Origin of the sequence: Billgrantia campisalis (genome assembly GCF_022341425.1) — a bacterium.
GTDB classification, from domain to species: domain Bacteria; phylum Pseudomonadota; class Gammaproteobacteria; order Pseudomonadales; family Halomonadaceae; genus Halomonas; species Halomonas campisalis.
In genome coordinates, this window is the sequence record NZ_JABFUC010000004.1 from 182408 (window position 1) to 208512 (window position 26105).

General features: G+C 66.0%; 19 protein-coding genes and 1 pseudogene. 5 read left to right on the top strand and 15 right to left on the bottom strand.

Translation table 11 applies throughout. The features are described 5' to 3' along the window. Positions 1 to 16: 16 nt before the first annotated feature. From HOP52_RS06445 to HOP52_RS06455, 3 genes are read right to left on the bottom strand one after another with little or no spacing between them, the layout of a single operon-like run. Positions 17 to 1036, bottom strand: coding sequence for an SIS domain-containing protein (locus tag HOP52_RS06445; protein ID WP_238976544.1), 1020 nt, complete (start codon positions 1034 to 1036; stop codon positions 17 to 19). Beyond that, on the bottom strand, positions 1027 to 2151 hold the full coding sequence (nagA, locus tag HOP52_RS06450; RefSeq protein ID WP_238976545.1) for an N-acetylglucosamine-6-phosphate deacetylase: 1125 nt from the start codon (positions 2149 to 2151) through the stop codon (positions 1027 to 1029). The genes HOP52_RS06445 and nagA overlap by 10 nt, the downstream gene beginning before the upstream one ends. An 8-nt stretch (positions 2152 to 2159) precedes the next feature. Then, positions 2160 to 2894, bottom strand: a complete 735-nt coding sequence (locus HOP52_RS06455) for a GntR family transcriptional regulator (RefSeq protein ID WP_238976546.1) — start codon at positions 2892 to 2894, stop codon at positions 2160 to 2162. Between the two features lie 229 nt (positions 2895 to 3123). Here HOP52_RS06455 and HOP52_RS06460 point away from each other — a divergent pair, with 229 nt between their 5' ends. From HOP52_RS06460 to siaD, 5 genes are all read left to right on the top strand, one after another. Beyond that, positions 3124 to 5064 (top strand): exoribonuclease II, encoded by a 1941-nt coding sequence (locus tag HOP52_RS06460; protein ID WP_238976676.1) that lies wholly within the window; start codon positions 3124 to 3126, stop codon positions 5062 to 5064. Positions 5065 to 5255: 191 nt separating this feature from the next. Beyond that, positions 5256 to 7295, top strand: a complete 2040-nt coding sequence (siaA, locus tag HOP52_RS06465; RefSeq protein ID WP_238976547.1) for a biofilm regulation protein phosphatase SiaA — start codon at positions 5256 to 5258, stop codon at positions 7293 to 7295. Positions 7296 to 7312: 17 nt separating this feature from the next. Further along, positions 7313 to 7846: a biofilm regulation protein kinase SiaB gene (siaB, locus tag HOP52_RS06470; protein WP_238976548.1), complete on the top strand. Its 534-nt coding sequence runs from the start codon at positions 7313 to 7315 to the stop codon at positions 7844 to 7846. A gap of 16 nt (positions 7847 to 7862) precedes the next feature. After that, a complete protein-coding gene (gene siaC / locus HOP52_RS06475; protein WP_238976549.1) occupies positions 7863 to 8252 on the top strand; it encodes a biofilm regulation phosphoprotein SiaC in 390 nt (129 codons plus the stop codon). Beyond that, complete coding sequence (gene siaD / locus HOP52_RS06480) at positions 8249 to 9037, top strand: biofilm regulation diguanylate cyclase SiaD (protein ID WP_238976550.1); 789 nt, start codon at positions 8249 to 8251, stop codon at positions 9035 to 9037. The genes siaC and siaD overlap by 4 nt, the downstream gene beginning before the upstream one ends. Before the next feature lie 241 nt (positions 9038 to 9278). On the opposite strand, the pseudogene HOP52_RS06485 reads toward siaD, so the two are convergent. The 12 genes and pseudogenes from HOP52_RS06485 to sdhC all read right to left on the bottom strand — a co-directional run. Then, positions 9279 to 9449: pseudogene (locus HOP52_RS06485) on the bottom strand (succinate--CoA ligase subunit alpha); the annotation flags it as partial. A 14-nt stretch (positions 9450 to 9463) separates the two neighbouring features. Further along, positions 9464 to 11236 carry a putative bifunctional diguanylate cyclase/phosphodiesterase gene (locus HOP52_RS06490; RefSeq protein WP_238976551.1) on the bottom strand — a complete coding sequence of 591 codons (1773 nt, stop codon included), beginning with the start codon at positions 11234 to 11236 and terminating at the stop codon, positions 9464 to 9466. After that, positions 11233 to 13689: an ATP-binding protein gene (locus tag HOP52_RS06495; RefSeq protein WP_238976552.1), complete on the bottom strand. Its 2457-nt coding sequence runs from the start codon at positions 13687 to 13689 to the stop codon at positions 11233 to 11235. Before HOP52_RS06495 ends, HOP52_RS06490 begins: the two co-directional genes overlap by 4 nt. Positions 13690 to 14232: 543 nt before the next feature. Further along, positions 14233 to 15105 (bottom strand): succinate--CoA ligase subunit alpha, encoded by an 873-nt coding sequence (sucD, locus tag HOP52_RS06500; protein ID WP_238976553.1) that lies wholly within the window; start codon positions 15103 to 15105, stop codon positions 14233 to 14235. Continuing rightward, positions 15105 to 16271 (bottom strand): ADP-forming succinate--CoA ligase subunit beta, encoded by a 1167-nt coding sequence (gene sucC, locus HOP52_RS06505; protein WP_238976554.1) that lies wholly within the window; start codon positions 16269 to 16271, stop codon positions 15105 to 15107. Before sucC ends, sucD begins: the two co-directional genes overlap by 1 nt. 157 nt (positions 16272 to 16428) lie before the next feature. Then, the gene (gene lpdA, locus HOP52_RS06510; RefSeq protein WP_238976555.1) at positions 16429 to 17868 is read right to left on the bottom strand and encodes a dihydrolipoyl dehydrogenase; all 1440 of its coding nucleotides are present in this window, start codon (positions 17866 to 17868) and stop codon (positions 16429 to 16431) included. Positions 17869 to 17918: 50 nt separating this feature from the next. Further along, complete coding sequence (gene odhB / locus HOP52_RS06515) at positions 17919 to 19463, bottom strand: 2-oxoglutarate dehydrogenase complex dihydrolipoyllysine-residue succinyltransferase (RefSeq protein ID WP_238976556.1); 1545 nt, start codon at positions 19461 to 19463, stop codon at positions 17919 to 17921. Between the two features lie 42 nt (positions 19464 to 19505). Beyond that, positions 19506 to 22340, bottom strand: a complete 2835-nt coding sequence (locus HOP52_RS06520) for a 2-oxoglutarate dehydrogenase E1 component (protein ID WP_238976557.1) — start codon at positions 22338 to 22340, stop codon at positions 19506 to 19508. Between the two features lie 248 nt (positions 22341 to 22588). Beyond that, positions 22589 to 23299 carry a succinate dehydrogenase iron-sulfur subunit gene (locus tag HOP52_RS06525; RefSeq protein WP_238976558.1) on the bottom strand — a complete coding sequence of 237 codons (711 nt, stop codon included), beginning with the start codon at positions 23297 to 23299 and terminating at the stop codon, positions 22589 to 22591. Positions 23300 to 23310: 11 nt separating this feature from the next. Further along, on the bottom strand, positions 23311 to 25083 hold the full coding sequence (sdhA, locus tag HOP52_RS06530; protein ID WP_238976559.1) for a succinate dehydrogenase flavoprotein subunit: 1773 nt from the start codon (positions 25081 to 25083) through the stop codon (positions 23311 to 23313). Positions 25084 to 25086: 3 nt separating this feature from the next. Beyond that, positions 25087 to 25434, bottom strand: coding sequence for a succinate dehydrogenase, hydrophobic membrane anchor protein (sdhD, locus tag HOP52_RS06535; protein WP_238976560.1), 348 nt, complete (start codon positions 25432 to 25434; stop codon positions 25087 to 25089). Beyond that, the gene (gene sdhC, locus HOP52_RS06540) at positions 25428 to 25805 is read right to left on the bottom strand and encodes a succinate dehydrogenase, cytochrome b556 subunit (protein WP_238976561.1); all 378 of its coding nucleotides are present in this window, start codon (positions 25803 to 25805) and stop codon (positions 25428 to 25430) included. The genes sdhD and sdhC overlap by 7 nt, the downstream gene beginning before the upstream one ends. Positions 25806 to 26105 lie beyond the last annotated feature (300 nt).

Consider the following 26105-nt stretch of genomic DNA (forward strand, 5'->3'; position numbering starts at 1 on the left):
GAATTATTGTTAGGCGTTACAGGGTGCAGGTGACCTTGTTGAGGTGCCGGGGGCGATCCGGGTCGCTGCCCCGGGACGCCGCCAGGCCGGCCACCATGACGTAGAAGCTCTGGATCACCGAGAGCGGCTGCAGGGCCTCGTGGCCGGCATCCACCAGGGTCAGCTGGCGCCTCGCCACGCCCTCATCGGCGGCCAGCAGCACCCGGGCGCCGACGCCCTCGAGCCATTCGGCCAGCTCCAGCAGCCCGGCCTGCTCCGGCCCCGGGGGGGCGAACACCAGTACCGGGTAGTCGGGGCCGATCAGCGCCATGGGACCGTGGCGCACCTCGGCGCCGCTGAAGGACTCGGCCTGGATGGCGCAGGTCTCCTTGAACTTCAGCGCCGCCTCCTGGGCCACGGCGAGGCCGGCGCCGCGGCCGATCACCATCAGCTTGTCGGCGCCCGCCAGGGCCTCGATGGCCGGTGACCAGTCCATCGCCAGGGCCCGGGTCAGCCGCTCGGGCAGTTGATCCAGGGCACTGAGCAGGCCGCGATCCTCCTGCCAGTGGCCGATCAGCTGGGCCATGGCGGAGAGGCTGGCCAGGTAGCTCTTGGTGGCGGCCACGCTCTTCTCCTCCCCGGCATAGAGGGGGATCTCGGTGTCGCTGGCCGTGCCCAGGGGCGACTGGGGGGTATTGACCAGGGCCAGGGTGCGGGCCCCGGCGGCGGCCAGCGCCTGCTGGGTGGCCACCAGGTCGGGGCTCTGCCCCGACTGGGAGACCGCCAGGGCCAGCTGGCCGGTCAACCGCCAGGGGGCCTGGGCCAGGGTGGTCAGCGACGGCGGCAGCGAGGCCACCGGGATGCCGCGGCGCTTCATGCACTGGTAGGCGAAGTAGCTGGCGGCATGATCGGAACTGCCCCGGGCCACGGTGACCGCCGCCGCGGGCTCGGCGAGGCGCAGCCGCTCGCCCAGGTCGGCGAGCAGGGCCTGGTTGCGCTGCAGTTGGCCGCGGATGCGCTCCGGGGCGTTACGGGCTTCTTCGAGCATCAGGGACATGACGGGGCTCCTGGGAGGTTTCCATAGACAGGGCGGCCCTCGACGAAGACCGCTTGGAGTTGGAGTTGGGCATCGAGGACCACCAGGTCGGCCAGGGCGCCCTCGGCCAGGCGCCCGATCTCGTCCTCGCCGAGGAAATCGGCGGGGAAGCGCGACAGGCGATCCGAGGCCTCGGCCAGGGAGAGGCCCAGGCCGACGAAGTTGCGCAGCGCCTGATCCATGGTCAGGGTGCTGCCGGCCAGGGTGCCGTCGGCCAGGCGCACGCCGCCCAGGCACTTGGTGACGGTCTGCTCGCCCAGCCGGTAGTCGCCGTCGGGCATGCCGGCGGCGGCGGTGGAGTCGGTGACCGCATAAAGCTTGGGGATGCAGCGTAGGGCGGTGCGGATGGCGCCCGGATGCACATGCAGCAGGTCGGGAATCAGTTCGGCGTACTGGGCGTGGGCCAGGGCCGCGCCGACCATGCCCGGCTTGCGGTGGTGCAGGCCGGTCATGGCATTGAACAGATGGGTGAAGCCACAGGCACCGTGGGTCAGGGCCTCGACCCCCTCCTCGTAGCTGCCCAAGGTGTGGCCCAGCTGGACCCGCACGCCGCGCTCGCTGAGGTGGCGAATCAACGCCTGGTGGCCGGCCAGCTCCGGGGCCAGGGTGACCAGGCGGATCGGCGCCAGGGCGCAAAGTGCGTCCACCTCCTCGATCAAGCCGCTGCGGGCATGGGCCGGCTGGGCGCCGAGCTTGCCGGGATTGATATAGGGCCCCTCCAGATGCACCCCCACTACCCCGGCGGCCCGAGGGTCGGGGTCGGCCATATAGGCGGCGATCTCGCCCAGCACCCGGCGAATCTCGGCGTCCGGGGCGGTCATGGTGGTAGCCAGCAAGCGGGTGGTGCCGAAGCGCACATGGGTGCGCGCCAGGGTGGCGAGCGCCTCGCCCCCCTCCATGGTGTCGGCGCCGCCGCCGCCATGCACATGCAGGTCGATAAAGCCGGGCAGCAGCCGCGGATGGTCGTTGCTATCGGGATCCACCGGCTCGCCGGTCAGGCGCGTGATGCGCCCCGCCTCCCAATGAATCTCCCCCAGGCGCCAGCCCTCGGGGGTCAGGATATTGCCGAATGGCATAAGGCCTCCTAGCGGGTCAGCTCGACCATAAAGTCGTAGTAGTCGGTGCGGCAGTAGGTGACGGTGAGCTCCGCCGGGGTGCCGTCGGCGAGATAGCCCAAACGGGTCACCTTGAGCAGCGCCTGACCCTCCGGCACCTCGGCGAGTGCGGCCAGCTCGGCGTCAGCATTGATGGCGGTGACATGCTGCAGGGCCCGGGCCACCCGCTTGCCGCTGGCCTCCAGCACCGCGTAGAGGGAGGTCTCCACCGCCCCGGGGTCGGGCAGCACCGCCGCCGGCAGGCAGCTCTCCTCCACCGCCATCACCACCCCGTCGGCCAGGCGCAGGCGCTTGAGGCGCGCCACCCGGGCATCGGCACCCAGTCCCAGGCGCATGCCTTCCTCCACGCTGGGGTTGGCCAGGCGGCGCTCCAGCCAGTGGGAGCTGGGGGTGAAGCCGCGCTGGGTGAGCAGCTCGGTAAAGCTGGAGAGCCGCGACAGGGACTGGTTGAGTCGCGGGGTAATAAAGGTTCCGGAGCCGTGGCTGCGGCGGATCAACCCCAGCTCCGCCAGGCGATCCAGGGCCTTGCGGGCGGTGATCCGCGACACCGCCAGGCTCTCGGCCAGGTTGCGCTCCGAGGGCAGTGCCTCGCCGGCCTGCCAGGCGCCGGTCTCGATGGCCTGCTCGAGCTGACGGGCCAGCTGCTGGTAGAGGGGGGTCGCGCCCTGGGGGTCGAGGCGCAGCTGGGTAAAGCGAGGGTCCATGGGTCTCTCCCTGCCGGGGGGTAGTAGCAATACCAATTAAATACCACTATAGACACATACTGATACCAATAAAATACCACTTCACTACGACCTTGGTGGAATATCAGGAGGGAGAGCGGCGCAGGCCCTTGAGAAACCAGGGCCAAAGTGAACTTCAGGGTAGCCGCGATTGGCGCCACGGGCGGGAATCCGTATAGTGGCCCTCTTATCCCGCCACACGTTCGTGACCATGCTGCAGAACAATCCGCTGCTCGCCCAGCTCAAGCAAGATATCCGCAAGACCGTCCCCCGCGCCGAGGGCGTGATCAAGGCCACCGACAAGGGTTTCGGCTTCCTCGAGACCGATGACGGTCAGTCCTACTTCGTGCCGCCCCCGGCCATGAAGCAGGTGCTGCACGGCGACCGCGTCCAGGCCATCATCCACGACAACGGCGACAAGACTTCCGTGGAGCCCGATACCCTGCTGGAAGCCGGGCTTTCGCGGTTCATCGCCCGGGTCCAGAAGCGTGACGGTCGCCTGGCGGTGGTCCCCGACCACCCCTCGATCAAGAACGTGCTCAAGTCGCGGATCAAGAACAGCCTCGACGAAGCGAGCATCGGCGACGGCGACTGGGTCGTTTCGCGCCTGGTGCGCCATCCGCTCAAGGAGAACGATCGCGGCTTCTTCGCCCAGATCGATGAGCTGGTCGCCAAGACAGACGACCCGGCCGTGCCGTGGCGGGTGACCCTGGCGCGCCACGCCCTGGAGCAGGAGTGCCCCGACGCCGGCGACGACTGGCCGCTGCGCGACGAGGGCCTCACCCGCGAGGACCTGACCGCCGAGCCTTTCTTCACCATCGACGGCGAGAAGACCCGCGACATGGACGATGCCCTGCGCATCGAGCCGCGCGCCGAGGGTGGCTGGCGGCTGACCGTGGCCATCGCCGACCCCACCGCCTACGTCGAGGAGGGCCATGCGGCGGATCTCGAGGCACGCACCCGCGCCTTCACCGTTTACCTGCCGGGGCAGAACGTCACCATGCTGCCCGAGCAGCTGGCCGACGACCTCTGCTCGCTGTGGGAGGGCCGGGACCGTCCGGTGCTGGCCTGCACCCTGGAGGTCGAGGCCGACGGCAGCCTGGGCGACTACCGCTTCTTTGCCGCCACCGCGCGGTCTCACGCCAAGCTGGCCTACGATCGCGTCTCCGACTGGCTCGAGGGCCAGGGCGACTGGGCCCCCGAGGCGGCCATCGGCGAGCAGCTCAAGGCCCTGCGCGACCTCACCGAGGCGCGCAGCGCCTGGCGCGCCGAGCACGCCCTGGTGTTCAAGGACCGTCCCGACTACGTCTTCGACCTGGACGACGCCGGCAACGTGCTGGATATCCGCACCGAGGAGCGGCGCATCGCCAACCGCATGATCGAGGAGTCGATGATCGCCGCCAACGCCTGCTGCGCCGACCTGCTGGCGGAGAAGGTCGGGCACGGCATCTTCAATGTCCACCGCGCCTTCGAGCCGGAAAAGGCCGAGGCCGCCCACGAGTTCCTCACCGCCCAAGAGGTCGAGGTCGAACTCGAGGCGCTCTCCGAGCTGCCCCGCTACAAGGAGCTCAAGCGCGCCCTGGAGAGCCGCGACGACGCCTGGCTGGATGCCCGCCTGCGCCGTTTCCAGGGCTTCACCAGCATGTCGGCGAAGCCCGGCCCCCACTTCGGCCTGGGGCTGGCCGCCTACGCCACCTGGACCTCGCCGATCCGCAAGTACGGCGACATGGTCAACCATCGCCTGATCAAGCGTGTGCTCAAGGGCGAACAGGCGCCCGCCGAGGCGAGCCAGCAGCTCACCGAGCAGCTCACCGAGCGTCGCCGCCTCAACCGCATGGCCGAGCGCGACGTCAAGGACTGGCTCTATGTGCGCTACCTGACCGGCGCGGCACAGAAGCAGGAAACCTTCGACGCGGAGATCATCGCCATCAACCGCGGCGGCATGCGGGTGCGCCTGACCGCCAATGGCGCCACCGCCTTCATCCCCGCGCCGATGATCCACAATGACCGCGACAAGGTGGCCATCGACGACAAGGAGGGGCGCATCCAGGTGGAAGGCGAGGAGCGCTTCAAGCTGGGCGACCCGATTCGCGTGGCCCTGATCGAGGCCCGCGAAGCGACCCGCTCGCTGGTGGCCCGCCCCGCCCACTGACGGGCGGCGGCATGGCGACAACCAACGGCGACCCGAGGGTCGCCGTTGGCGTTTCAGGCCCGGTGATCTGTGCGTTGGCAGGCGGGCTCGCCACACGCAGGCGACTGTGCCATCGTTGAGCGGTATCGCAACCATCGGGACACAAGCGCCAGCATCGGCGCCATCGGGAGCATCGCAGGGGACGCAAGGAAATGGCCAAACGCTTGGGGCTTCGCGGCAAATCCACCCTGACGCTGCTGCTGGCCTGCCTGATCGCCCTGATCCCGGCCCTGCTGATCGGCTGGCAGGCCGTCGAAGAGGTCCGACGCCACTTCGCCAGCGCCTACGCCGAACAATATACCCTGCTGCAGATGCAGCGCATCGTCGCCCCCGTCTCCCGCGAACTGGCCCTCTCGCGTCGCTTCGCAGGCTCTGTGGTGACCCGCGAGTGGCTGCGCGACCCTGCGGATCCGCAGCGCCGCGAACGCTTCATGACCGAGGCGGAAGGCTACCGCCAGCAGTTCGGCAGCAACGCCTACTTCGTAATCGACGATGCCACCGGGGACTATTATTTCGGCGATGCGCCACCCAATGGCGACCTGGCCCCGAGCTACCGGCTGTCGCCCGACACCCCTGGCGATAGCTGGTACTTCGATACCATGTCGAGCACCTCGACCTACAACATCAACGTCAATGTCGACCAGACGCTCGAGCAAGCGATGATCTGGATCAACGTCAAGGTGCGCGACAACGGCGAGACACTGGGGCTGGCCGGGGGTGGCATCGAGCTCGGCCAGTTCCTCAACCGTTTCATCCGCGACAGCGCCCCCGGGCTGACGCCGATGATCATCGACTCACGCGGCGCCCTGCAGGCCCACCCCGACCAGACCCGCATCGCACTCAGCTCCGGCAGCAGCCCCCTCGAGGCCGAAAACGGCCAACGCCTTCAGTCACTGGTGCCCCCCGAGCAGCGCGAAGGGCTCCGCAGCGCCATGCATGACGCCATGCGTCGCCCCGGCCACATCATCGCCCTGGACGTGGAGCTGGAAGGCGAGCCGCGCCTGCTCTCCGTCGGCTATATTCCCGAGCTTCAGTGGTTCCTGGTCACCGCCCTGGACCTACAGGCCGCACCGGTGCTCGACAGCCGCTGGTTCTGGCCGCTGGTCGCCGGGCTCGGCCTGGTACTCGCGCTGCTGATGGCGGTCTTCGCCTACGCCACCGATCGTCTGATCCTCTCCCCCCTGGGACGGCTGCAGCTCTCCGCGAAGGCCATCGCTGCGGGGGACTATGCCACGCGGCTGCCCACCGGCCGGTCCGACGAAATCGGTGCACTGTCGCGCGCCTTCTCCGACATGGCCGACCAGGTGGCCGACCATACCCAGCGGCTCGAGGAGAAGGTCCGTCAGCGGACCCGGGACCTCGAGCAGGCCAACGAGGAGATGCGCCGCGCCCGCCGCCAGGTGGATGCCTCGCTGGAGTATGCCAGCATCATCCAGCGCGCCATCCTGCCGAGCCGCCAGCTCGACCACCACCTGGCCGACCGGCATGCGGTGGTATGGCGGCCGCGGGATCAGGTGGGCGGCGACTTCTATGTCTTCCGCGCGACCGAGCAGGGCTACCTGATGGGGGTGATCGACTGCGCCGGTCACGGCGTGCCCGGTTCGCTGATGACCATGCTGGCCCGCGCCATCGTCGATCACGCCATCCTGCTGGTCGGCCCGCATGACCCGGCCGCCATCCTTGCCGAGATGGATCGCCAGAACCGCGCCACCCTGCACCGGGACACCCTGCCCCGCTCCATCGCCACCAATATGGATGCCGCCCTGGTATGGGTCGACCCCCGGCGCGACCACCTGACGTTCGCCGGTGCCAAACTGGCGCTCTATGCCAGCGACGGCGAACGGCTGGAGGTCTATCCGGGGGGCAAGCGCGCCCTTGGCCACAAGCGCCCCGAGCCCTTCCTCAACCAGACACTGCCCCTCAGGCGCGGTTGGACCTACACCCTGTGCACCGACGGTTTTCTCGACCAGGCGGGGGGCGAGCACGGCTTCGGCTTCGGCAACCGGCGCTTCGAGGCGATGATAGTGCACCATGCCCGGGTGGAGCTTGCGGCGCAGGCGGCCGCCTTCGAGGCGGAGCTGGATGACTATCGCGGCGAGCACCCGCAGCGGGACGATATTACCCTGCTGTGCTTTCGCTTCGACCCTCCCCCCACCACCGAGAGGCAGACGGGCGCCCCCGCTGCCAGTTAAGCGACCGAGGAGATGTCATGGACCTGTTGACCCTGCGCGAGAGCTACCTGCAACAGCAGATCATGCTCTGCTTCAACGGCCCCATCTCGCGCAGCCTGATCGAAGAGATCGGCAATGCCCTGCGTAACTACCTCAACGGCCAGCCGACCTCGCCTTCGTCGGCCATGGACGTGTTCGCGGTCTATATCGAGATGACCCAGAACATCCGCCACTATGCGCGTTCCCGCGACTATACCGAGGAGCAGGCCACCGCCACCATCGCCGTCGCCCGCGACGATGCCGGCCACTATCTCGTATCCGCCGGCAATCTCGTCGAGATGGACGATGGACGACGCCTGGTCGAGGTCGTCAACGATTTGGCGCGCCTCGATGCCGGCGAGCTCAAGCGCGCCTACAAGCAGCAGCTGCGCCGACCGCGGGATGAACAGGCCGCCAGCGGCGCGGGCCTTGGCCTGCTCGATATGGCCCGCAAATCGACCCGGCCGCTGGAACCCGCACTCCAAGCGTTGCCTTCCGGCCAGGGCTTCTTTAGCCTGACGGCTACCATCTAATCCGACATCGATGCCCATGACTCACGATCTGACTATTCCTGGTAGCCAGTCCACCCCGGCGATCCAGGCCAGCTGGCAGGCAGGACGACTCAGCATGCAGGGAGACTCCTACCCGGAGAACTCCTACGAGCTTTTCACCCAGGTCATCGACTGGACGGAACGCTTCCTGGCCGAGGCCTCCCACTCCCTGGCGCTCGACCTGGAGTTGCTCTATCTCAACACCAGCTCGGTGAAGGCGATGATGGATATCTTCGACATCCTCGAGGAGGCCCACCAGGCGGGACGCCAGGTCCGGGTGGTCTGGCGCTACGACGAACGCAACGAGCGCATCGCCGAGCTGGCCGAAGAGTTCAAGGAGGACTGCACCTTCGACTTCGCCATCACCGCCGTGCGGGTGTCGGCATGAACGGCACCGACGAGCGGCTGCTCGAGGAGATCGCCGAGCTGCTTGCCGACCCGGCCCACCGCGATCACCCGCTGCACGCGGCGCTCAGCCAGCTGCTCGCCCGGCACCGCGAACAGAGCCGGCGCCTCGATCGGCTGATCGGCATCGCCGACGGCTTCCAGCACACGGCGCAGCAGGACCTGCATGCCACCCGCCACGAGCTGGAGCGCCAGCTGCACCGCCAGCGCAAGCTGTCACGCATTGCCGACCGCTACCAGTTGCTGCTCAGCGAGCGCAACGAGGCCCTGCGCAATGAGTCGCACCACGACCCGCTCACCGGGCTGGCCAACCGGCGCCTGCTGCACGAGCATCTGGAGCGGCTGATCGGCACCAGCGAACGATATCAGCGCCCCTTCACCCTGGCGATGCTCGACATCGACCACTTCAAGCGCATCAACGACCGCTTTGGCCATGACGTCGGTGACCGCGCCCTGACGCAGCTCGCCGATACCCTGCAGTCTACCCTGCGGACCAGCGACCACTGCGGCCGCTGGGGCGGCGAGGAATTCCTGGTGATCCTGCCGGAGACCACCCTCGAGCAGGCCGAGCCCCTGATGAGCCGCCTGTGCAACCGCATGCGCCATCTGGACATCCGTCAGGACGGCGTTCGCATACGAATCACGGCCAGCGTCGGGGTCGCCCAGCACCGCCCGCCGGAAGACTACGAGCGCACCCTCCAGCGCGCCGACGAGGCCCTGCTGCAAGCCAAGCGCCAGGGCCGCAACCGCTGGCTGGCGGCAGGCTGAGGCCGCCGCTAGGAGCCTGTCGGACTTAACGCTAATCTACTGCGAAATCCGGATTTTCGGCCAATTTCATTCGTTCTGTTTCGTTAAAGAGCTCGCTATTCGCCTCAACAGATCGATAAACTTGTCTCGAAACCCGAATCTCTCGCTACGATTGGTCAAGCCCGACAGACTCCTAGACGCACCAACACAAAGAGCACCCGAAGGTGCTCTTTGCTTGGCGGTGCGGTAACGCGGCGGGGAGTTACCAGCCGGTCACTTCCTTCAGCGCATCGCCGATCTCGGCCAGGGAGCGCACGGTGCGCACACCGGCGTCTTCCAGGGCGGCGAACTTCTCGTCCACGGTGCCCTTGCCGCCGGAGATGATCGCCCCGGCGTGGCCCATACGCTTGCCCGGAGGGGCGGTCACACCGGCGCCGGGTACGCGACTTACACCAGTACCGAACCGGCCTGTAGCAAGACCGTGAATTGCTCGGCGGGCAACGCCGCACTGAAGTAGTAGCCTTGCGCCTGGTCGCATTCGTGGTCGGCGAGCAGGCGCACCTGCTCCGCGGTTTCGACCATTTCGGCCACTACCTTCAAGTCCAGTCGGTGACTCATGGCGATGATGGCGTCAACGATCGCGAGAGTGCGTGGACAGTCGGTCATTTCCCGCACGAAGCTGCCATCCAGCTTGAGTCGGTCCACCGGAAACCGCTTGAGGTACTGCAAATTGGAATAGCCGGTGCCGAAGTCGTCTATCGCCAGGGACACCCCCATGGCCTTGAGCCGCGTCATGACATTGATGACGTGCTCCGGATCGCCCATGGAAATGCCTTCGGTCAGTTCCAGTTCGAGCCAGGCAGGATCGAGCCCGGTCTCCGTCAGGGTGCGTTCGACGACGGTCTCGATGTCACCCCGGGTGAGCTGGTGCCCCGACAGGTTCACCGCTACCCGCATCCGGGGCAGTCCGGCCTGCTGCCAGGCCTTGTTCTGCAGACAGGCCTGCCGTAACGCCCATTCGCCGATCACCCCGATCAGGCCGACTTCCTCCGCCACCGGGATGAAGCGGCTCGGGGCAATATAGCCGCGTTCCGGGATGTACCAGCGAAGCAGCGCCTCCATGCCGCAGATCTTGCCGCTGTTGATATCCACCTGCGGCTGATAGTGCAAGGTGAACGCTTCCTCGGCGACGGCGCGTTGGAGTTCGCCTTCGAGCCAGAGCCGTTCCTCGAGGCTGCAGCGCAGGTCGGCGTTGTAGAGCTGCAGGTTGTCACGCCCGACTTCCTTGGCCCGATACATCGCGCAATCGGCGAACCTGAGCAGGTCGTCGGCACGGGTGGCGTCGCTCGGAAAGGCACTGCAACCGAGGCTACAAGTGACGGTGATCTCTCTGTGGGCACCCAGCCGGACGGGTTGGGCGATGGCAGCCGCCACGCGTTGGATGGTCGACTGGGCCTGCGGTATCGTCCCCTGGTAGCGCAACAGCAACACGAATTCATCCCCCGCCAAGCGGGCGGCGGTATCCGACTTGCGCAAGCAGGCCGAGAGACGGCCGGCCAGGATCTTGAGCAGCTTGTCGCCCGCTGCGTGGCCGAAGCCGTCATTGATTCTCTTGAAGCGGTCGAGGTCGATGAGGCAGACGACGAAACATTGGCCATCGCGCTGGGCAGAGGCGATGGCCTGCTCCAGGCGGTCCAGCAGCAAGTGGCGATTGGGCAAGCCGGTCAGGGCATCGTGGGTGGCCTGAAACTGTAACCTGGACTCGGCCTCTTCCCGTTTCCTGATTTCCCGTTGCAGCCGTTGATTCTGCTCGGTCAGCTGCTGCGTCGTGCGTAGCGCCAGGTGGGCCCGTACCCGGGCGATCAACTCGGCGGGATGGAAGGGCTTGGTGACGTAGTCGACGCCGCCGACGGCAAAGCCCGTTACCTTGTCGTGCTCGTCATCCAGCACCGTCATGAAGATGACGGGGATGTCGCTGGTGTGTGGGTTGGCCTTCAGTCGACGGCAGACCTCGAAGCCGTCGATCCCTGGCAGCTTCACGTCGAGTAGGATCAGGTCGGGCCGGACATAGTCGGCCCGCTGCACGCTCTCCTCGCCATCTTCGGCCACCACGGCCAAGAAACCGTTGGCCTGCAACAGCCCCACCACCAGCCGCAGGTTCGCCGGCATGTCGTCGACGACGAGGATGGTGTGACTGGGCGTGCCGCCGACATCCTTCATGGCTGTGCCTTCTCGCCGAGATGGGTCTCGATCAGCTTGAGTACCGCCCTGGACCGGAAGTCGTCCGCCAGCCGCATGAGCCGCTCGGCGAACGGTCGGTGACGAGGGTCGCCTGCGGCCAGCTGGCCGGCGCGCTGGTGCAACTCGCGCAGGTTGCCGGCCAGTGCCAGCCGGTGCAGCGCCTCCAGGGTTACCCGTGAGGGCGGTATCAAGGTGGCGGACGCAGCCCTCGACTCGCTCGCGGGCTCGTCCGGCACGCTGTCATAGCGCCAGACGAGGTCCAGTAAGGTCCCGATCGACTGCAACACCTCCTGGAGATCGATGGGCTTGGTCACGAAAGCATTGGCGCCTGCCGCGAAGGCATCCGTCCGATCGTCCTGGGTGGTGGCGGCGGAGACCATGATGATGGGGACGGTTTCCAGGGCGGGCAGAGCGCGGGCCTTGCGGGTGGCGGCCAGCCCGTCCATGACCGGCATCACCCGGTCCATTAGGATGAGATCGGGCGGGCTTTCGGCAGCCAGGCGCAGCCCCTCCTCGCCGTTCTCGGCCATCAGGACCTCGAAACCCAGTTCGCCCAATAGCGCCTGTAACAGCGCGCGGTTCGCCGCCACATCGTCCACCACCAGGATGCGGCGGGCCGCCCCCTCATAGCCAATGACCCGGTGTTGGGCCTGCTGCGCCGGCCGCGCATCGGCCAGTGGCAGCCGCAATTCGAACCAGAAGCGGCTGCCCCGGCCCGGCTCGCTCTCGACCTGGATGTCGCCGCCCATCTGGCGCACGAGCTGGCAGCTGATCGGCAACCCTAGCCCGGTACCGCCGGCTCGCCGGGTCAAATCGCCCACCTGCTCAAAGGGCAGGAAGATACGCTCCCGTTGATCCGGGGTCAGGCCCACCCCGCTATCCTCCACCTCGAAACGCAGGCGGACCTCGTCCTCGTCTTGGCCTCGCAGGAGCAGGCGTAGGGTGACCTGGCCACGGTCGGTGAACTTGACCGCATTGCCCAGCAGATTCAGCAGGACCTGACGCAGGCGTCTTTCATCGACGGTGACGGCCTGGGGCAGGTCCGGACTCGTTTCCTGCTGATACAGCAGGCTCTTTTCCTCGGCCCGGACACGAATCATGTCGCCGATCGCGACGAGGAAGTCGGGTAATTGAACCGGCCCGGGGACCAACTCGAGCCTCCCCGCCTCCACCTTGGCCAGGTCGAGGACGTCATTGATCAGCGTCAGCAGGTGCTGGCCGCTGCTCCGGATGGTGGACAGGCCGAGGACCTGGCGCTCGGACAATGCCTTGTCCTGCAACAGGATCTGCGCATAGCCGAGCACGGCGTTGAGGGGGGTGCGCAGCTCGTGGCTCATGACGGAGAGAAAGGTGCTCTTGGCACGGTTGGCGGCTTCCGCCTTGTCCTTGGCCTCTTCGAGTCGGCGTGAATTGGCCTGGAGTTCCCTGTTTAGCCGGTCGTTCTCCGCGAAGGTCACGATCTGGCGGGCAATCACCAGCAGGGTGACGATGGCCGCTCCCCATTGCACGCCGATGCTGGCCAAGCCATCCCCCTCCGAGGCGCGAAACAGCATCAGGGTGTAGCTGGCCAGCACGGCGGCATAGGGAAGATAGAGCCGCGGCCATTGCCACCCCGGCTTTCGCCATTCGAAAGCCGAGCGGCCAGAAAGGCTGGTGTACGCCGCCAAGGCAACCAGGATATTGCTGCCGATGAAGCCCGCGTTGTACCAGCTGCTGTTAGTAAAGGTCCCCTCCACCACGCCGAAGAAGTAGAAGGAATCGGCCATGCCCATCAGGACCATGCCGCCGCCCAGGTACAGGGTTTCCTGCTTGAGCGGTTCGCCTCGGGGTTGGCGCAACACCATCAGCAACACCAGGCTCAACAGCACCAGGTCCATCACGGGATAGGCCAGGGCGACGGCCAGGGCCAGTGGCTGGTCGGGGAAGGCGAGGATGGTGGGCGCGAGCAGGAAATACCAGGAGAAGACAGCCGCCGCGGCGACGATGATGGCGATGTCCAGCCCCAGGCGTAGCGCCTCCACCGGACGATAGGGCCCGTGAGGAAAGAAAAGGAAGGCCAACACCAGGAAAGGGGTGTACAGGAGATAGAGAGCGTCCGCCAGCGAGGGAAAGGGTGGGACGTCCACGGACTCTTGCAGGTACCACCAGATGAAAGACGCGACCAGATAGGCGGTCACCGCCAGCGCCACGAAGGCCCAAGCGCGGCGCTTGCCCTGCTGATGAGAGGCGACGACGTACCATGCCAGCAAGGCTGCCGGGATCAAGGGCAGTTGGAACAGCAGGTTGCTGACCCACAGGCTCTGAGCGCCCCACTGGACCACCAACCAATGGACATAGACGAGGCCCAAGAGCAGCATCGTCAACATGAGCCAGAAGGGAAGGAGTGCGGCTTGAAACACTCGCCTGGCGGAGCGGGTCCGGTTCGGATACATGGGCACTCCTCCGCATGGCGAGACCTGTCGCAGGGGAGGGGGTAACTGCCGCCTTGGCTTCGAAAATGTCTGCGTTCGGTTAGAAGCCGTTACCAGCCAACCGGGTGTGCGAGCCCAGTCAACAGGCTCCCCACTATCTGTAAACCCCGTTCTGCCACTGAGCTTTACCTTGACAAGCCTGCGCTCCTTGACGCTTCAGTCGGCGCATAGAGACTCATCCTTTAACCTTAGGTGGGGCATGATGCGCCCGCAAGGGTGAATAATGAAGTGGTCCCATTGGAGCGGACACCCCGATACGCCTCATAATGGAGGCCCAGGCGGTGGAGTGACACGGACGTATCCCGGTGCGGGTCCTTGAGCGTCCAGGGCGCTTCCGCTCCCAGGCCGAGGGTCAGAATCTGGGAGCCATCCCTGCCATGCCTCCTGCCGGCGTGGCCGGCATATCCAGGCCCAGCTCAAGGGGCGAATTCCATACCCAATGACGCAGAGCCGCAAAAGGGCACCCGAAGGTGCCCTTTCTGTTGCCTGCGAGAAGCGCGCGGCTTACCAGCCGGTCACTTCCTTCAGCGCATCGCCGATCTCAGCCAGGGAGCGCACGGTGCGCACACCGGCGTCTTCCAGGGCGGCGAACTTCTCGTCCGCGGTGCCCTTGCCACCGGAGATGATCGCCCCGGCGTGGCCCATGCGCTTGCCCGGAGGGGCGGTCACACCGGCGATATAGGAGACCACCGGCTTAGAGACATTGGCCTTGATGTAGGCGGCGGCCTCTTCTTCGGCGGTGCCGCCGATCTCGCCGATCATCACGATCGCTTCGGTCTTGGGATCCTGCTCGAACATCTCCAGGATGTCGATGAAGTTGGAGCCCGGGATCGGGTCGCCGCCAATGCCCACGCAGGTGGACTGGCCGAAGCCGTGATCGGTGGTCTGCTTGACCGCTTCATAGGTCAGGGTGCCGGAGCGCGAGACGATACCGACACGGCCCGGCTGGTGGATGTGCCCCGGCATGATGCCGATCTTGCACTCGCCCGGGGTGATCACCCCGGGGCAGTTGGGGCCGATCAGGCGCACGCCCAGCTCGTCGCACTTCACCTTGGCCTGCAGCATGTCCAGGGTCGGAATGCCCTCGGTGATGCACACGATCAGCTTGATGCCGGCGTTGGCGGCTTCCAGGATCGAGTCCTTGCAGAACGGGGCCGGCACATAGATCACGCTGGCCTCGGCGCCGGTCTTCTCGACCGCTTCCTTGACGGTGTTGAACACCGGCAGGCCCAGGTGCTCCTGGCCGCCCTTGCCCGGCGTCACGCCGCCGACCATCTGGGTGCCGTAGGCGAGCGCCTGCTCGGAGTGGAAGGTCCCCTGGCCACCGGTGAAGCCCTGGCAGATGACCTTGGTGTTCTTGTCGATCAGGATGCTCATTACTTGCCCTCCGCCGCTTTGACGACCTGCTGTGCCGCGTCAGTCAGGCTGGTAGCAGCGATGATGTTCAGACCGCTGGAGGCCAGCTTCTCGGCACCCAGCTCGGCGTTGTTACCCTCCAGACGCACCACCACCGGTACGTTGACGCCGACCTGCTCGACGGCCCCGATGATGCCTTCGGCGATCATGTCGCAGCGCACGATACCGCCGAAGATGTTGACCAGCACGGCCTTCACGGAATCGTCGGAGAGGATCAGCTTGAAGGCTTCCGCCACGCGCTCCTTGGTGGCACCGCCGCCCACGTCGAGGAAGTTGGCCGGCAGGCCGCCATTGAGCTTGATGATGTCCATGGTGCCCATGGCCAGGCCGGCGCCGTTGACCATGCAGCCGATGTTGCCTTCCAGGGCCACGTAGTTGAGGTCCCATTCGGCGGCTTCGGCTTCGCGCTCGTCTTCCTGGGACGGGTCGCGCATGGCCTGCAGGTCCGGATGGCGATAGAGGGCGTTGCCGTCCAGGCCCAGCTTGGCGTCGAGGCAGTGCAGGTTGCCTTCATCGGTGATCACCAGCGGGTTGATCTCCAGCAGCGCCAGGTCCTTCTCGTGGAACAGGCGGGAGAGCCCCAGGAAAATCTTGGTGAACTGCTTCACCTGGTCGCCCTTCAGGCCCAGGGCGAAGGCCAGTTCACGGGCCTGGTAGGGCTGGGCGCCGACCAGCGGGTCGATCTCGGCCTTGAGGATCTTCTCGGGGGTTTCCTCGGCGACCTTCTCGATCTCCACGCCGCCTTCGGTGGAGGCCATGAAGACCACGCGGCGGGTGGTGCGGTCGACCACGGCACCCAGGTAGAGCTCGTTGGCGATGTCGGTGCAGTTCTCGACCAGGATCTTGGCGACCGGCTGACCGTTCTCGTCGGTCTGGAAGGTCACCAGGTTCTTGCCCAGCCACTGCTCGGCGAAGGCCTTGGCCTCCTCCGGGCTCTTGATCAGCTTGACGCCGCCGGCCTTGCCGCGGCCGCCAGCGTGCACCTGGGCCTTGACGACCCACATGTCGCCACCGATCTTCTTGCAGGCTTCCGCCGCTTCCTCGGGGGTGTCGACGGCGAAGCCCTTGGATACCGGCAGACCATAGTCGGCAAACAGCTGTTTGCCCTGATACTCGTGAAGGTTCATCGATTCATGCCATTGGTTGCATGTGACTCGAACGGCAACCGCGAAACGCCGCCTGTGGCGGACTGGTTCGGGTCGCCCCCGTTCGTACCCGATACATCGCCGGGTACGACGCGCCACCGCGGGGGTGGCGCTTGTTGTAGCGATACTGCGGGCTGGCTTACTTGCGCTTCTTGCGGTTGGCCATGTGGATGGCGTGGCCGTCCACCGCCAGCGCCGCCTCGTGCACGGCTTCCGACATGGTCGGGTGAGCGTAGCAGGTCAGCGCCAGGTCCTCGGCGCTGGAGCCGAACTCCAGCGCGATCACGCCCTGGGCGATCATCTCGCCGGCGTGCTGGCCGACGATGTGCATGCCCAGCACCCGATCGGTCTCGGCATCGGCGATGATCTTGGCCTGGCCCTCGGTGGCGTTGTTGGCCATGGCGCGGCCGCTGGCCGCGAACGGGAAGCTGCCGGTCTTGACCTCGATGCCCTTGGCCTTGGCGTCCTGCTCGGTCAGACCGACCCACGCCACCTCAGGGAAGGTATAGATCACGCAGGGGATGGCGTCATAGTTCATCTCCGCCTTATGGCCGGCGATGATGTCGGCCACCATGATGCCTTCCTCGGAAGCCTTGTGGGCCAGCATCTGGCCCCGCACGCAGTCGCCGATGGCATAGACGCCCGGCACGCTGGTGCGGCACTGGTCGTCGACATGGATGAAACCGCGCTCGTCCAGGCCGACCCCCACGCCGTCGGCGATCACGCCCTGGGTGTAGGGCTTGCGGCCCACGCAGACGATCAGCTTGTCGAAGGTCATCTCCTGGTCGCCGGCGGCGTCGCTGTACTTGACCAGGACTTCCTCGCCCTTGACCTCGGAGCCGGTGACCCGGGCGCCCAGCTTGATGTCCAGGCCCTGCTTCTTGAGCAGCTTCTGGGTCTCCTTGGCGATGGCGGTGTCGACCATCGGCAGGAAGCTGTCCATGGCCTCGAGCACCGTGACCTCGGAGCCCAGGCGGCTCCACACGCTGCCCAGCTCCAGGCCGATGACGCCGGCGCCGATCACGCCCAGACGCTTCGGCGCCTCCTGGAATTCCAGCGCGCCGGTGGAGTCGACGATCAGGCCCTCGGTCAGCGGGGTCGGCGGGATCTCGACGGGCACCGAGCCGGCGGCGATGACGATGTTGTCGGCCTCATAGGTGGTCGCCTTGCCGTCCTGATCGGTGACCTCGACCTGCTTCGCGCCGACCACCTTGCCGGTGCCCTCGATGCCGGTCACGCCGTTGGCCTTGAACAGCCCGGCAATGCCGCCGGTGAGGTTCTTCACGATCTTGTCCTTGCGGGCCATCATCTTCTTGACGTCCATGCTGACGTCACCGGCCTGGATGCCCATATCAGCGAAATCGTGCTTGGCCTCGACGAACTTGTGGGAGGCCTCGAGCAGCGCCTTGGACGGGATACAGCCCACGTTGAGGCAGGTGCCGCCGAAGACGACCTTGCCTTCCTTGCCGATCCACTTCTCGACACAGGCGGTCTTCAGGCCCAGCTGGGCGGCACGGATGGCGGCCACGTAGCCGCCGGGGCCCGCGCCGATGACGATCACATCATATTTATCGGCCATGTGGTTTTCCTTGATCGGTTCGCGTTTGAGTCCGTTGGGTCGGGCGTCGCTCAGATGTCCAGCAGCAGTCGGGCCGGGTCTTCCAGCAGTTCCTTGATGGTCACCAGGAACTGCACCGCGTCCTTGCCATCGATCATGCGGTGGTCATAGGAGACTGCCAGGTACATCATCGGACGGATTTCGACCTTGCCGTTCACTGCCATGGGTCGTTCCTGGATCTTGTGCATCCCCAGGATGGCCGTCTGCGGCGGGTTGATGATCGGCGTCGACATCAGCGAGCCGAAGATTCCCCCGTTTGTAATGGTGAAGGTGCCACCCTGCATCTCGTCGATGCCGAGCTTGCCTTCGCGTGCGCGCTTGCCGAAATCGACGATGCCCTTCTCGACATCGGCGATCTTCATGCTGTCGGTATCGCGCAGCACCGGCACCACCAGGCCGCGGTCGGTGGAGACCGCCACGCCGATGTCCTGATAGCCGTGATAGACGATATCGGTGCCGTCGATGGAGGCGTTGACATCGGGGAAGCGCTTGAGCGCCTCGGAGGCCGCCTTGACGAAGAAGCCCATGAAACCGAGCTTGACGTCGTGCGATTTGAGGAAGGTGTCCTTGTACTGGGCACGCAGATCCATCACCGCGCCCATGTCCACCTCGTTGTAGGTGGTGAGCATGGCGGCGGTCTGCTGAGCCTGAACCAGTCGCTTGGCGATGGTCTGGCGCAGGCGGCTCATCGGCACCCGCTTCTCGGGACGCTCGCCCTCCACGGCCGGCGCCGCGGCGGCAGCCGGCTGGGCCTTGCCGGCCGGCTTGGCGCTCTTCTTGGCACTGCCGTCCTTGACCGCCTTCTGCACGTCCTCCTTGAGGATGCGACCGCCCTTGCCGGTCCCCTCGATCTTGCTGACGTCGAGGTCGTGCTCGGCCACCAGCTTGCGCGCGGCCGGCGCGAGGATCTTATCGCCCACCTGCTCGTCGCTGGCGCCGTCGTCGGCGGAGGCCGCCGCGGCGGGCGCCTTCGCCTCGCCACCCGAGCCTTCGGTGAAGGTCGCCAGCACCGCCTCGGACTCGACCTGGCTGCCCTCCTCGGCCTTGATCTCGGCAAGGGCGCCATCCGCCGGCGCCACCACCTCGAGCACCACCTTGTCGGTCTCGATATCGGCCAGCACCTCGTCGCGCTTGACCGCCTCGCCGACCTGCTTGTGCCAGGTGGCCACGGTGCCTTCCTGGATCGACTCGGGGAAGGTCGGCGCCTTCACCTCGTGGGTCTTGCCACCGCCGGCCGGCTTATCGGCCTTGGCGTCGCTCTGCTTGTCGGCATTCGGGGCGGCCTTGCTGTCGTTTTTCTTCTCGCCGCCCTTGGCCTTACCTTCCCCGATCTTGCCCAGCACCTGCTCGGACTCCACGGTGTCGCCCTCCTCGACCGTCACCTCGGAGAGGGTCCCGGCCTCGGGCGCCAGCACCTCGAGCACCACCTTGTCGGTCTCGATCTCGACGATCAGCTCATCGCGCTCGACGCTGTCGCCCGGCTTCTTGTGCCATGCCGCCACGGTGCCTTCGGCAACGGACTCCGGAAAGGTGGGCGCTTTGATCTCGGTAGCCATGTCGTTTCCCTTGTATGTTCTCTCTCGTCCCAGCAGAAGGCCCTAGAGGTTGAAGGCGTCTTCCACCAGCTGTCGCTGCTGTTCGGTGTGCACGGACATGTAGCCGCAGGCTGGCGCCGCCGAGGCCGGACGACCGGCAAACTTCAGCTGGCCACCCAGTCCATTCTTGAGCATGTCGGCGACGGCGCGCATGTGGTGCTGGCTCGGATACCAGGCCCCCTGGTTGAGCGGCTCTTCCTGACACCAGACCAGCGTCTCGAGGTTGACGTAGTCCTTGAGCGCCTCGAAGAGCTCCTCCTTGGGGAAGGGATAGAGCTGCTCGATACGCAGGATGGCGGTGTCGTTGCGGCCGTTCTCCTGGCGCCAGGCCGCCAGGTCGTAGTAAACCTTGCCGGCGCACAGGATGACCCGCTCGACCTGTTCGGCTTCAAGCTTGGCCTGGTCGGGCAGCACCATCTGGAAGTTGCCGTTGGCCAGGTCGTCGAGGCTGGAGACCGCCTCCTTGTGGCGCAGCAGGCTCTTGGGCGACATCACCACCAGGGGCTTTCTCAGCTTGCGGATCACCTGGCGCCGCAGCAGATGGAAGATCTGAGCCGGCGTGGTGGGCACGCAGATCTGCATGTTGTGCTCGGCGCACAGCTGCAGGAAGCGCTCCAGGCGCGCCGAAGAGTGCTCCGGCCCCTGGCCCTCGTAGCCGTGGGGCAGCAGCATGGTCAGCCCGCACAGCCGCTCCCACTTGGTCTCGCCGGAGGAGATGAACTGGTCGACCACCACCTGGGCACCGTTGAAGAAGTCCCCGAACTGCGCCTCCCAGATCACCAGGTCGTTGGGCGCCGTGGTGGCATAGCCGTATTCGAAGGCCAGCACCGCTTCTTCCGACAGGAAGGAGTCGTGGATGGTGAAATTCGGCTGGCCGTCGGCCATGTGCTGCAGCGGCACATAGACGCTGCCGTCCTTCTGGTTGTGCACCACCGCATGGCGGTGGGAGAAGGTCCCGCGGCCCACGTCCTGGCCGGTGATGCGAACCGGGTGGCCCTCGTCGAGCAGAGTGGCGTAGGCCAAAGTCTCGGCGAAGCCCCAGTTCAGCGCCAGGCCGCCGGCCTGCATCTTGCGGCGATCCTCGTAGATCTTGGCCACCTGACGCTGCACCCCGACCCCGTCGGGGATCTCGCACATCCGGGCGGCCAGGCGCTGCAGACGCTTCATCTCGACGCGGGTATCGGCATAGCCGGTCCACTCGTGGCCGATGTAAGGCTTCCAGTCGACGAACAGCGAGGTATTGGGCTGCTGCACCAGGGCGTTGGCCACGTGATTGCCTGCCAGCAGATCCTCGCGATAGGTCTCGATCAGCGCCTTGGCCGCCTCCTCGGTGAGGACGCCCTGCTCCACCAGACGCTGGGCATAGAGGGTCCGGGCGGAGGGGTGCTCCTTGATCTTGCGGTACATCATCGGCTGGGTGCCGGAGGGCTCGTCGGCCTCGTTGTGGCCGCGGCGGCGGTAGCAAACCAGGTCGATGACCACGTCCTTCTTGAACTGCTGGCGGTAGTCCAGTGCCACTTGGGTGGCATGCAGGACCGCTTCCGGGTCGTCGCCGTTGACGTGGAAGATCGGCGCCTGAACCATCTTGGCAATGTCGGTGCAGTACTCGGTGGAGCGGGTGTCCTGCGGATGCGAGGTGGTGAAACCGACCTGGTTATTGATCACCACGTGGATGGTGCCACCGGTCTTGTAGGCGCGGGTCTGGGACATCTGGAAAGTCTCCATGACCACGCCCTGACCGGCGAAGGCCGCATCGCCATGGATGTTGATCGGCAGCACCTTGTCGCCGCTGGCGTCGCCGCGACGGTCCTGGCGGGCGCGCACCGACCCCTCGACCACCGGGGAGACGATCTCCAGGTGGGAGGGATTGAAGGCCAGCGCCAGGTGCACCTCGCCGCCCGGCGTCATCACGTTGGAGCTGAAGCCCTGGTGATACTTGACGTCGCCGGAGCCGCGCTCGACCAGCTTCTTGCCATCGAACTCGTCGATCAGCTCGGAGGGGTTCTTGCCGAGGATATTGACCAGCAGGTTGAGACGGCCGCGGTGGGCCATGCCGATCACCACCTCCTTGACCCCGTAGCCGCCGCCGCGCTGGATCAGCTCGTCCATCATCGGGATGAAGGCCTCGCCCCCCTCCAGGCCGAAACGCTTGGTCCCCGGGTACTTGGAGGCCAGGTAGTTCTCCAGCCCCTCGGCGGCGGTGAGGCGCTCCAGCAGGTGCTTGCGCACCTCATCGCTGTACTTGGGGGCGCTGCGTACCGACTCGAAGCGCTGCTGCAGCCAGCGCTTCTCCTCGGTGTCGACGATGTGCATGACCTCGCAGCCGATGGAGCGGCAGTAGGTCTGCTCGAGGGCGTCGATGATCTCGCGCAGCGGCGCCTTGTCCATCCCCAGGAAGAAGGAGCCGGTCTGGAATTCGGTGTCCAGGTCGGCCTTGGAGAGCTGATGGAAGGAGAGGTCGAGGTCGGGAACGGGGTTCTGGGCACGAAGATCGAGCGGGTCGATCTTGGCCTTCTGGTGGCCCCGGAAGCGGTAGGCGTTGATCAACTGCAACACCTTGACCTGCTTCTTGTTTTCCCCGCTGTCGGCAGCGGCTACCTGCAGGGAGGTCCGGCGTGCGCGAGCCAGCTTGTGAAACTGTTCGCGTACGGGACTCAGAGGAACATCGTGGGAGGAGCCGCCTTCCGGACTCGGCAGCTGGTCGAAGTAGGTTCGCCACTCGTCGGGGACGGAACCGGGGTCGGCGAGGTATTGCTCGTAGAGCGCTTCCACATAGTGAACGTTGCTGCCGCTCACGTGGGAGCTGTTCCACATCAACTCCATTATGCCTTGTTGCATCTCTCGGTCACCCTGCACTGATGGGGGTGTGATCGGCGCCGTCACGGCCCAGCCGCGGCGGCCTGGGTGGTGCCCTGCCGGAAGGGCGTCTTATCTCCGGCGGCTCCGGCCGCCAGGCCGGAAACCCTGAATCCCATGGTCAAGAGCCGGCACCTGGGGCACCGGCTCTTGTCCTGCGCTGCTACCGGCCGCGACGCTGTGTCGCGGCCGCAGGCCGGCGGCCATGATAGCAAGCCCTTGGCCACGATTTAAGTGGCATTGGCCAGCAGCATCTCGCGGATCTTGCCGATCGCCCGGGTGGGATTGAGCCCCTTGGGGCAGACCGCCACGCAGTTCATGATGCCGCGGCAGCGGAACACGCTGAACGGATCCTCCAGCTCGGCCAGACGCTCCTGGGTCGCGGTATCGCGGGAATCGGCCAGGAAGCGGTAGGACTGCAGCAGCCCGGCGGGGCCGACAAACCTCTCCGGGTTCCACCAGAACGACGGACAGGAGGTCGAGCAGCAGGCACACAGGATGCACTCGTAGAGCCCGTCGAGCTTGTCGCGCTCCTCGGGCGACTGCAGCCGCTCGATGGCCGGCGCCGGCTCGTCGTTCTGCAGGTACGGCTGGATGCGCTCGTACTGCTTGTAGAACAGCCCCATGTCGACCGCCAGGTCGCGCACCACCGGCAAGCCGGGCAGCGGACGCAGCGTGAGCTTGTTGTCCTTGACCACCTGGGAGAGCGAGGTGATGCAGGCCAGGCCGTTCTTGCCGTTCATGTTCATGCCGTCGGAGCCGCACACGCCCTCGCGGCAGCTGCGACGGTAGGCCAGGGTGGTGTCCTGGGCTTTGAGCATTTCCAACACGTTGAGGACCATCAGGTCGCGGCCCTGCGTGTCCACCTGGTACTCCTGCATGTAGGGCGCGGAGTCGGTTTCCGGATTGTAGCGGTAGATGGATACCTGAAGCATGGACATCGTGACTCCCCTTAGTAGGTACGGACTTTCGGCTCGAAGGTGTCGACGGTCTTCGGCTTGAAGTTCACGTCGCGCTTGCCGACTTTCTTCTCGGCCGGGAAGTACATGGAGTGCTTCAGCCAGTTGACGTCGTCACGGTCCGGGTAGTCGTAGCGGGAGTGGGCGCCACGGCTCTCCTTGCGCTCCAGGGCGGCGATGGCGGTCGCCTCGGCCACCTCCATCAGGTTGTCGAGCTCGAGCGCCTCGACCCGGGCGGTATTGAAGGCGCCGGATTTGTCGACCAGGTGGGCGTTGGCGATGCGTCCGCGCAGGTCGGCCAGCTGCTTGACGCCCTCCTGCATGTTGTCCTCCTGACGGAACACGCCGAAGGCGTTCTGCATGATGCCCTGCAGCTCGGCCTTGAGATCGGCCACCGACTCGCCGCCGCTGGACTCGTCCCAGCGGTTGATGCGCTTCATGGCAGACTCGATGTCGGACTCGGAGGCGTCGAGGTAGTCGATGCCCTCGTTGAGCGCGCCCTCGATGAATATGCCGGCCGCCCGGCCGAACACCACCAGGTCGAGCAGCGAGTTGCCGCCCAGGCGGTTGGCGCCGTGGACCGACACGCAGGCCGCTTCGCCACAGGCGAACAGGCCGTTGACGATCTGGTCGTTGCCGTCGGCATCCTGCATGATCGCCTGACCGTGAACGTTGGTGGGAATGCCGCCCATCATGTAGTGGCAGGTCGGCACCACCGGGATCGGCGCTTCGGTCGGGTCGGCGTGAGCGAAGATCTTGGAGAGCTCGCTGATGCCCGGCAGGCGCTTGTTGAGCACCTCCTCGCCCAGGTGGTCGAGCTTGAGATAGACGTGATCGCCATGCTCGCCGCAGCCGCGACCCTCGAGGATCTCCATGACCATGGAGCGCGCCACCACGTCGCGGCCGGCCAGGTCCTTGGCGTTGGGCGCGTAGCGCTCCATGAACCGCTCGCCGTCCTTGTTGACCAGGTAACCGCCTTCGCCACGGCAACCCTCGGTGACCAGCACGCCCGCCCCGTAGATGCCGGTGGGATGGAACTGCCACATCTCCATGTCCTGCATCGGGAAGCCGGCGCGCAGCGCCATGCCGATGCCGTCACCGGTATTGATCAGGGCGTTGGTGGTGGAGGCGTAGATACGACCCGCCCCGCCGGTGGCCATGACGGTGGCCTTGGACTTGACGTGCACCACTTCGCCGGTCTCGATGCACATGGCGATACAGCCGACCACATCGCCGTTGGCGTTCTTGACCAGATCGACAGCGAACCACTCGTTGAGGAAGGTGGTGTTGTTCTTCAGGTTGTTCTGATAGAGGGTGTGCAGCAGGGCATGGCCGGTGCGATCCGCCGCCGCACAGGTGCGCGCCGCCTGGCCGCCCTCACCGAAGTTCTTGGACTGACCGCCGAACGGACGCTGGTAGATACGCCCGTTGTCGAAGCGCGAGAACGGCAGGCCCATGTGCTCGAGCTCGAAGACCGCCTTGGGGCCTTCTGAGCACATGTACTCGGCGGCATCCTGGTCGGTGATGTAGTCGCCGCCCTTGACGGTGTCATACATGTGCCAGCGCCAATCATCGTTGGGATCCGCGGAGGCGATGGCGCAGGTGATACCGCCCTGGGCGGAGACGGTGTGCGAGCGGGTCGGGAAGACCTTGGACAGCACCGCGGTCTTCTTGCCGGACTTGGCCAGCTCGAGCGCGGCACGCAGGCCGGAGCCGCCACCGCCGATGATGATGGCGTCGAACGTCAGACTACGCATGGTTGACATGTATCAGGCTCCCCACAGAACTTGAATGCCCCAGACCAGAAACACGAAGATGGCCAGGATGATGACGATCTGGGCGCCGACGCGCACGCCGGTCGACTTGAGATAATCGGTGGTAACGGTCCACAGGCCGACCCAGGCATGGGCGGCAATGGAGAGCAGCGCCAGCAGGGAGAAGATGCGCATCCAGGTCTGGGCGAACAGACCGCTCCAGGTGGCGTAGTCGAGCCCCGGGTTGAAGAGCAGATAGAGAACGATGAACAGCGTATAGAGGGCGAGGATGACCGCCGAGACCCGCTGGATCAGCCAGTCGGACAGGCCGCTTCGACCCAGATTGGTGATATTGGTTACCATACCCAGACTCCCGCGAGAATGATCAGGACCGCACTCACCACCACGGTGATCTGCGCCTTCTTGACACCACCTTCGAGGGTCACGCCGATATCGGCGTCCATCAGCAGGTGCTTGATGCCGGCCACGAAGTGAAAGGCCAGCGCCGACAGCAGGCCCCAGGCGATCAGCTTGGCCAGGACGTTGTTAGCCAGCGCATCGCTTACCGCGGCAAAGCCGGCCGGCGAGGAGAGCGACTTGTCGAGGGCCCAGAAGGCGAAGATGAGTCCGATAAAGAGGATGACGCCGGTGATGCGATGAGCGATCGACGTCAGGGCGGGAAGTGGGAACTGTATCGTGGTGAGATCGAGATTGACGGGTCGTTTGCTATTCACGGCTCTATACACACTCTCTTGGCTCGCTCCTCGGCCGGTTCAGCTGGCCGAAGCGAGCGGTGGTTTGAGGTAGGGGGCTCGCCGCTGCCGGGACGGGCATGACAACGAGTACCTGCCAGTCGCGCGGAGTGGATTATAGGGACATGAACTCCCGGTGACAAATGAACACCGGCGGTACTCGACCATGGTGCAACCCCGCCACCGCGGTCGATTTCCCCGGCATGGCAAGCGGATGCCGGGCATGAGCCGCCATCCGGGAGCTTCATGCCGCATGGCACCATTACTTGTACAAAAAGCTAT

Bases quoted from the DNA above. Each gene is read 5' to 3' on its own strand.
- HOP52_RS06520 (WP_238976557.1), bottom strand. From the start codon at position 22,340: ATGCAACAAGGCATAATGGAGTTGATGTGGAACAGCTCCCACGTGAGC.
- odhB (WP_238976556.1), bottom strand. From the start codon at position 19,463: ATGGCTACCGAGATCAAAGCGCCCACCTTTCCGGAGTCCGTTGCCGAA.
- HOP52_RS06490 (WP_238976551.1), bottom strand. From the start codon at position 11,236: ATGAAGGATGTCGGCGGCACGCCCAGTCACACCATCCTCGTCGTCGAC.
- sdhD (WP_238976560.1), bottom strand. From the start codon at position 25,434: ATGGTAACCAATATCACCAATCTGGGTCGAAGCGGCCTGTCCGACTGG.
- sucC (WP_238976554.1), bottom strand. From the start codon at position 16,271: ATGAACCTTCACGAGTATCAGGGCAAACAGCTGTTTGCCGACTATGGT.
- HOP52_RS06495 (WP_238976552.1), bottom strand. From the start codon at position 13,689: ATGTATCCGAACCGGACCCGCTCCGCCAGGCGAGTGTTTCAAGCCGCA.
- siaC (WP_238976549.1), top strand. From the start codon at position 7,863: ATGACTCACGATCTGACTATTCCTGGTAGCCAGTCCACCCCGGCGATC.
- HOP52_RS06455 (WP_238976546.1), bottom strand. From the start codon at position 2,894: ATGGACCCTCGCTTTACCCAGCTGCGCCTCGACCCCCAGGGCGCGACC.
- sdhA (WP_238976559.1), bottom strand. From the start codon at position 25,083: ATGTCAACCATGCGTAGTCTGACGTTCGACGCCATCATCATCGGCGGT.
- siaA (WP_238976547.1), top strand. From the start codon at position 5,256: ATGGCCAAACGCTTGGGGCTTCGCGGCAAATCCACCCTGACGCTGCTG.
- siaB (WP_238976548.1), top strand. From the start codon at position 7,313: ATGGACCTGTTGACCCTGCGCGAGAGCTACCTGCAACAGCAGATCATG.
- nagA (WP_238976545.1), bottom strand. From the start codon at position 2,151: ATGCCATTCGGCAATATCCTGACCCCCGAGGGCTGGCGCCTGGGGGAG.
- HOP52_RS06445 (WP_238976544.1), bottom strand. From the start codon at position 1,036: ATGTCCCTGATGCTCGAAGAAGCCCGTAACGCCCCGGAGCGCATCCGC.
- siaD (WP_238976550.1), top strand. From the start codon at position 8,249: ATGAACGGCACCGACGAGCGGCTGCTCGAGGAGATCGCCGAGCTGCTT.
- HOP52_RS06460 (WP_238976676.1), top strand. From the start codon at position 3,124: ATGCTGCAGAACAATCCGCTGCTCGCCCAGCTCAAGCAAGATATCCGC.
- lpdA (WP_238976555.1), bottom strand. From the start codon at position 17,868: ATGGCCGATAAATATGATGTGATCGTCATCGGCGCGGGCCCCGGCGGC.
- HOP52_RS06525 (WP_238976558.1), bottom strand. From the start codon at position 23,299: ATGTCCATGCTTCAGGTATCCATCTACCGCTACAATCCGGAAACCGAC.
- sucD (WP_238976553.1), bottom strand. From the start codon at position 15,105: ATGAGCATCCTGATCGACAAGAACACCAAGGTCATCTGCCAGGGCTTC.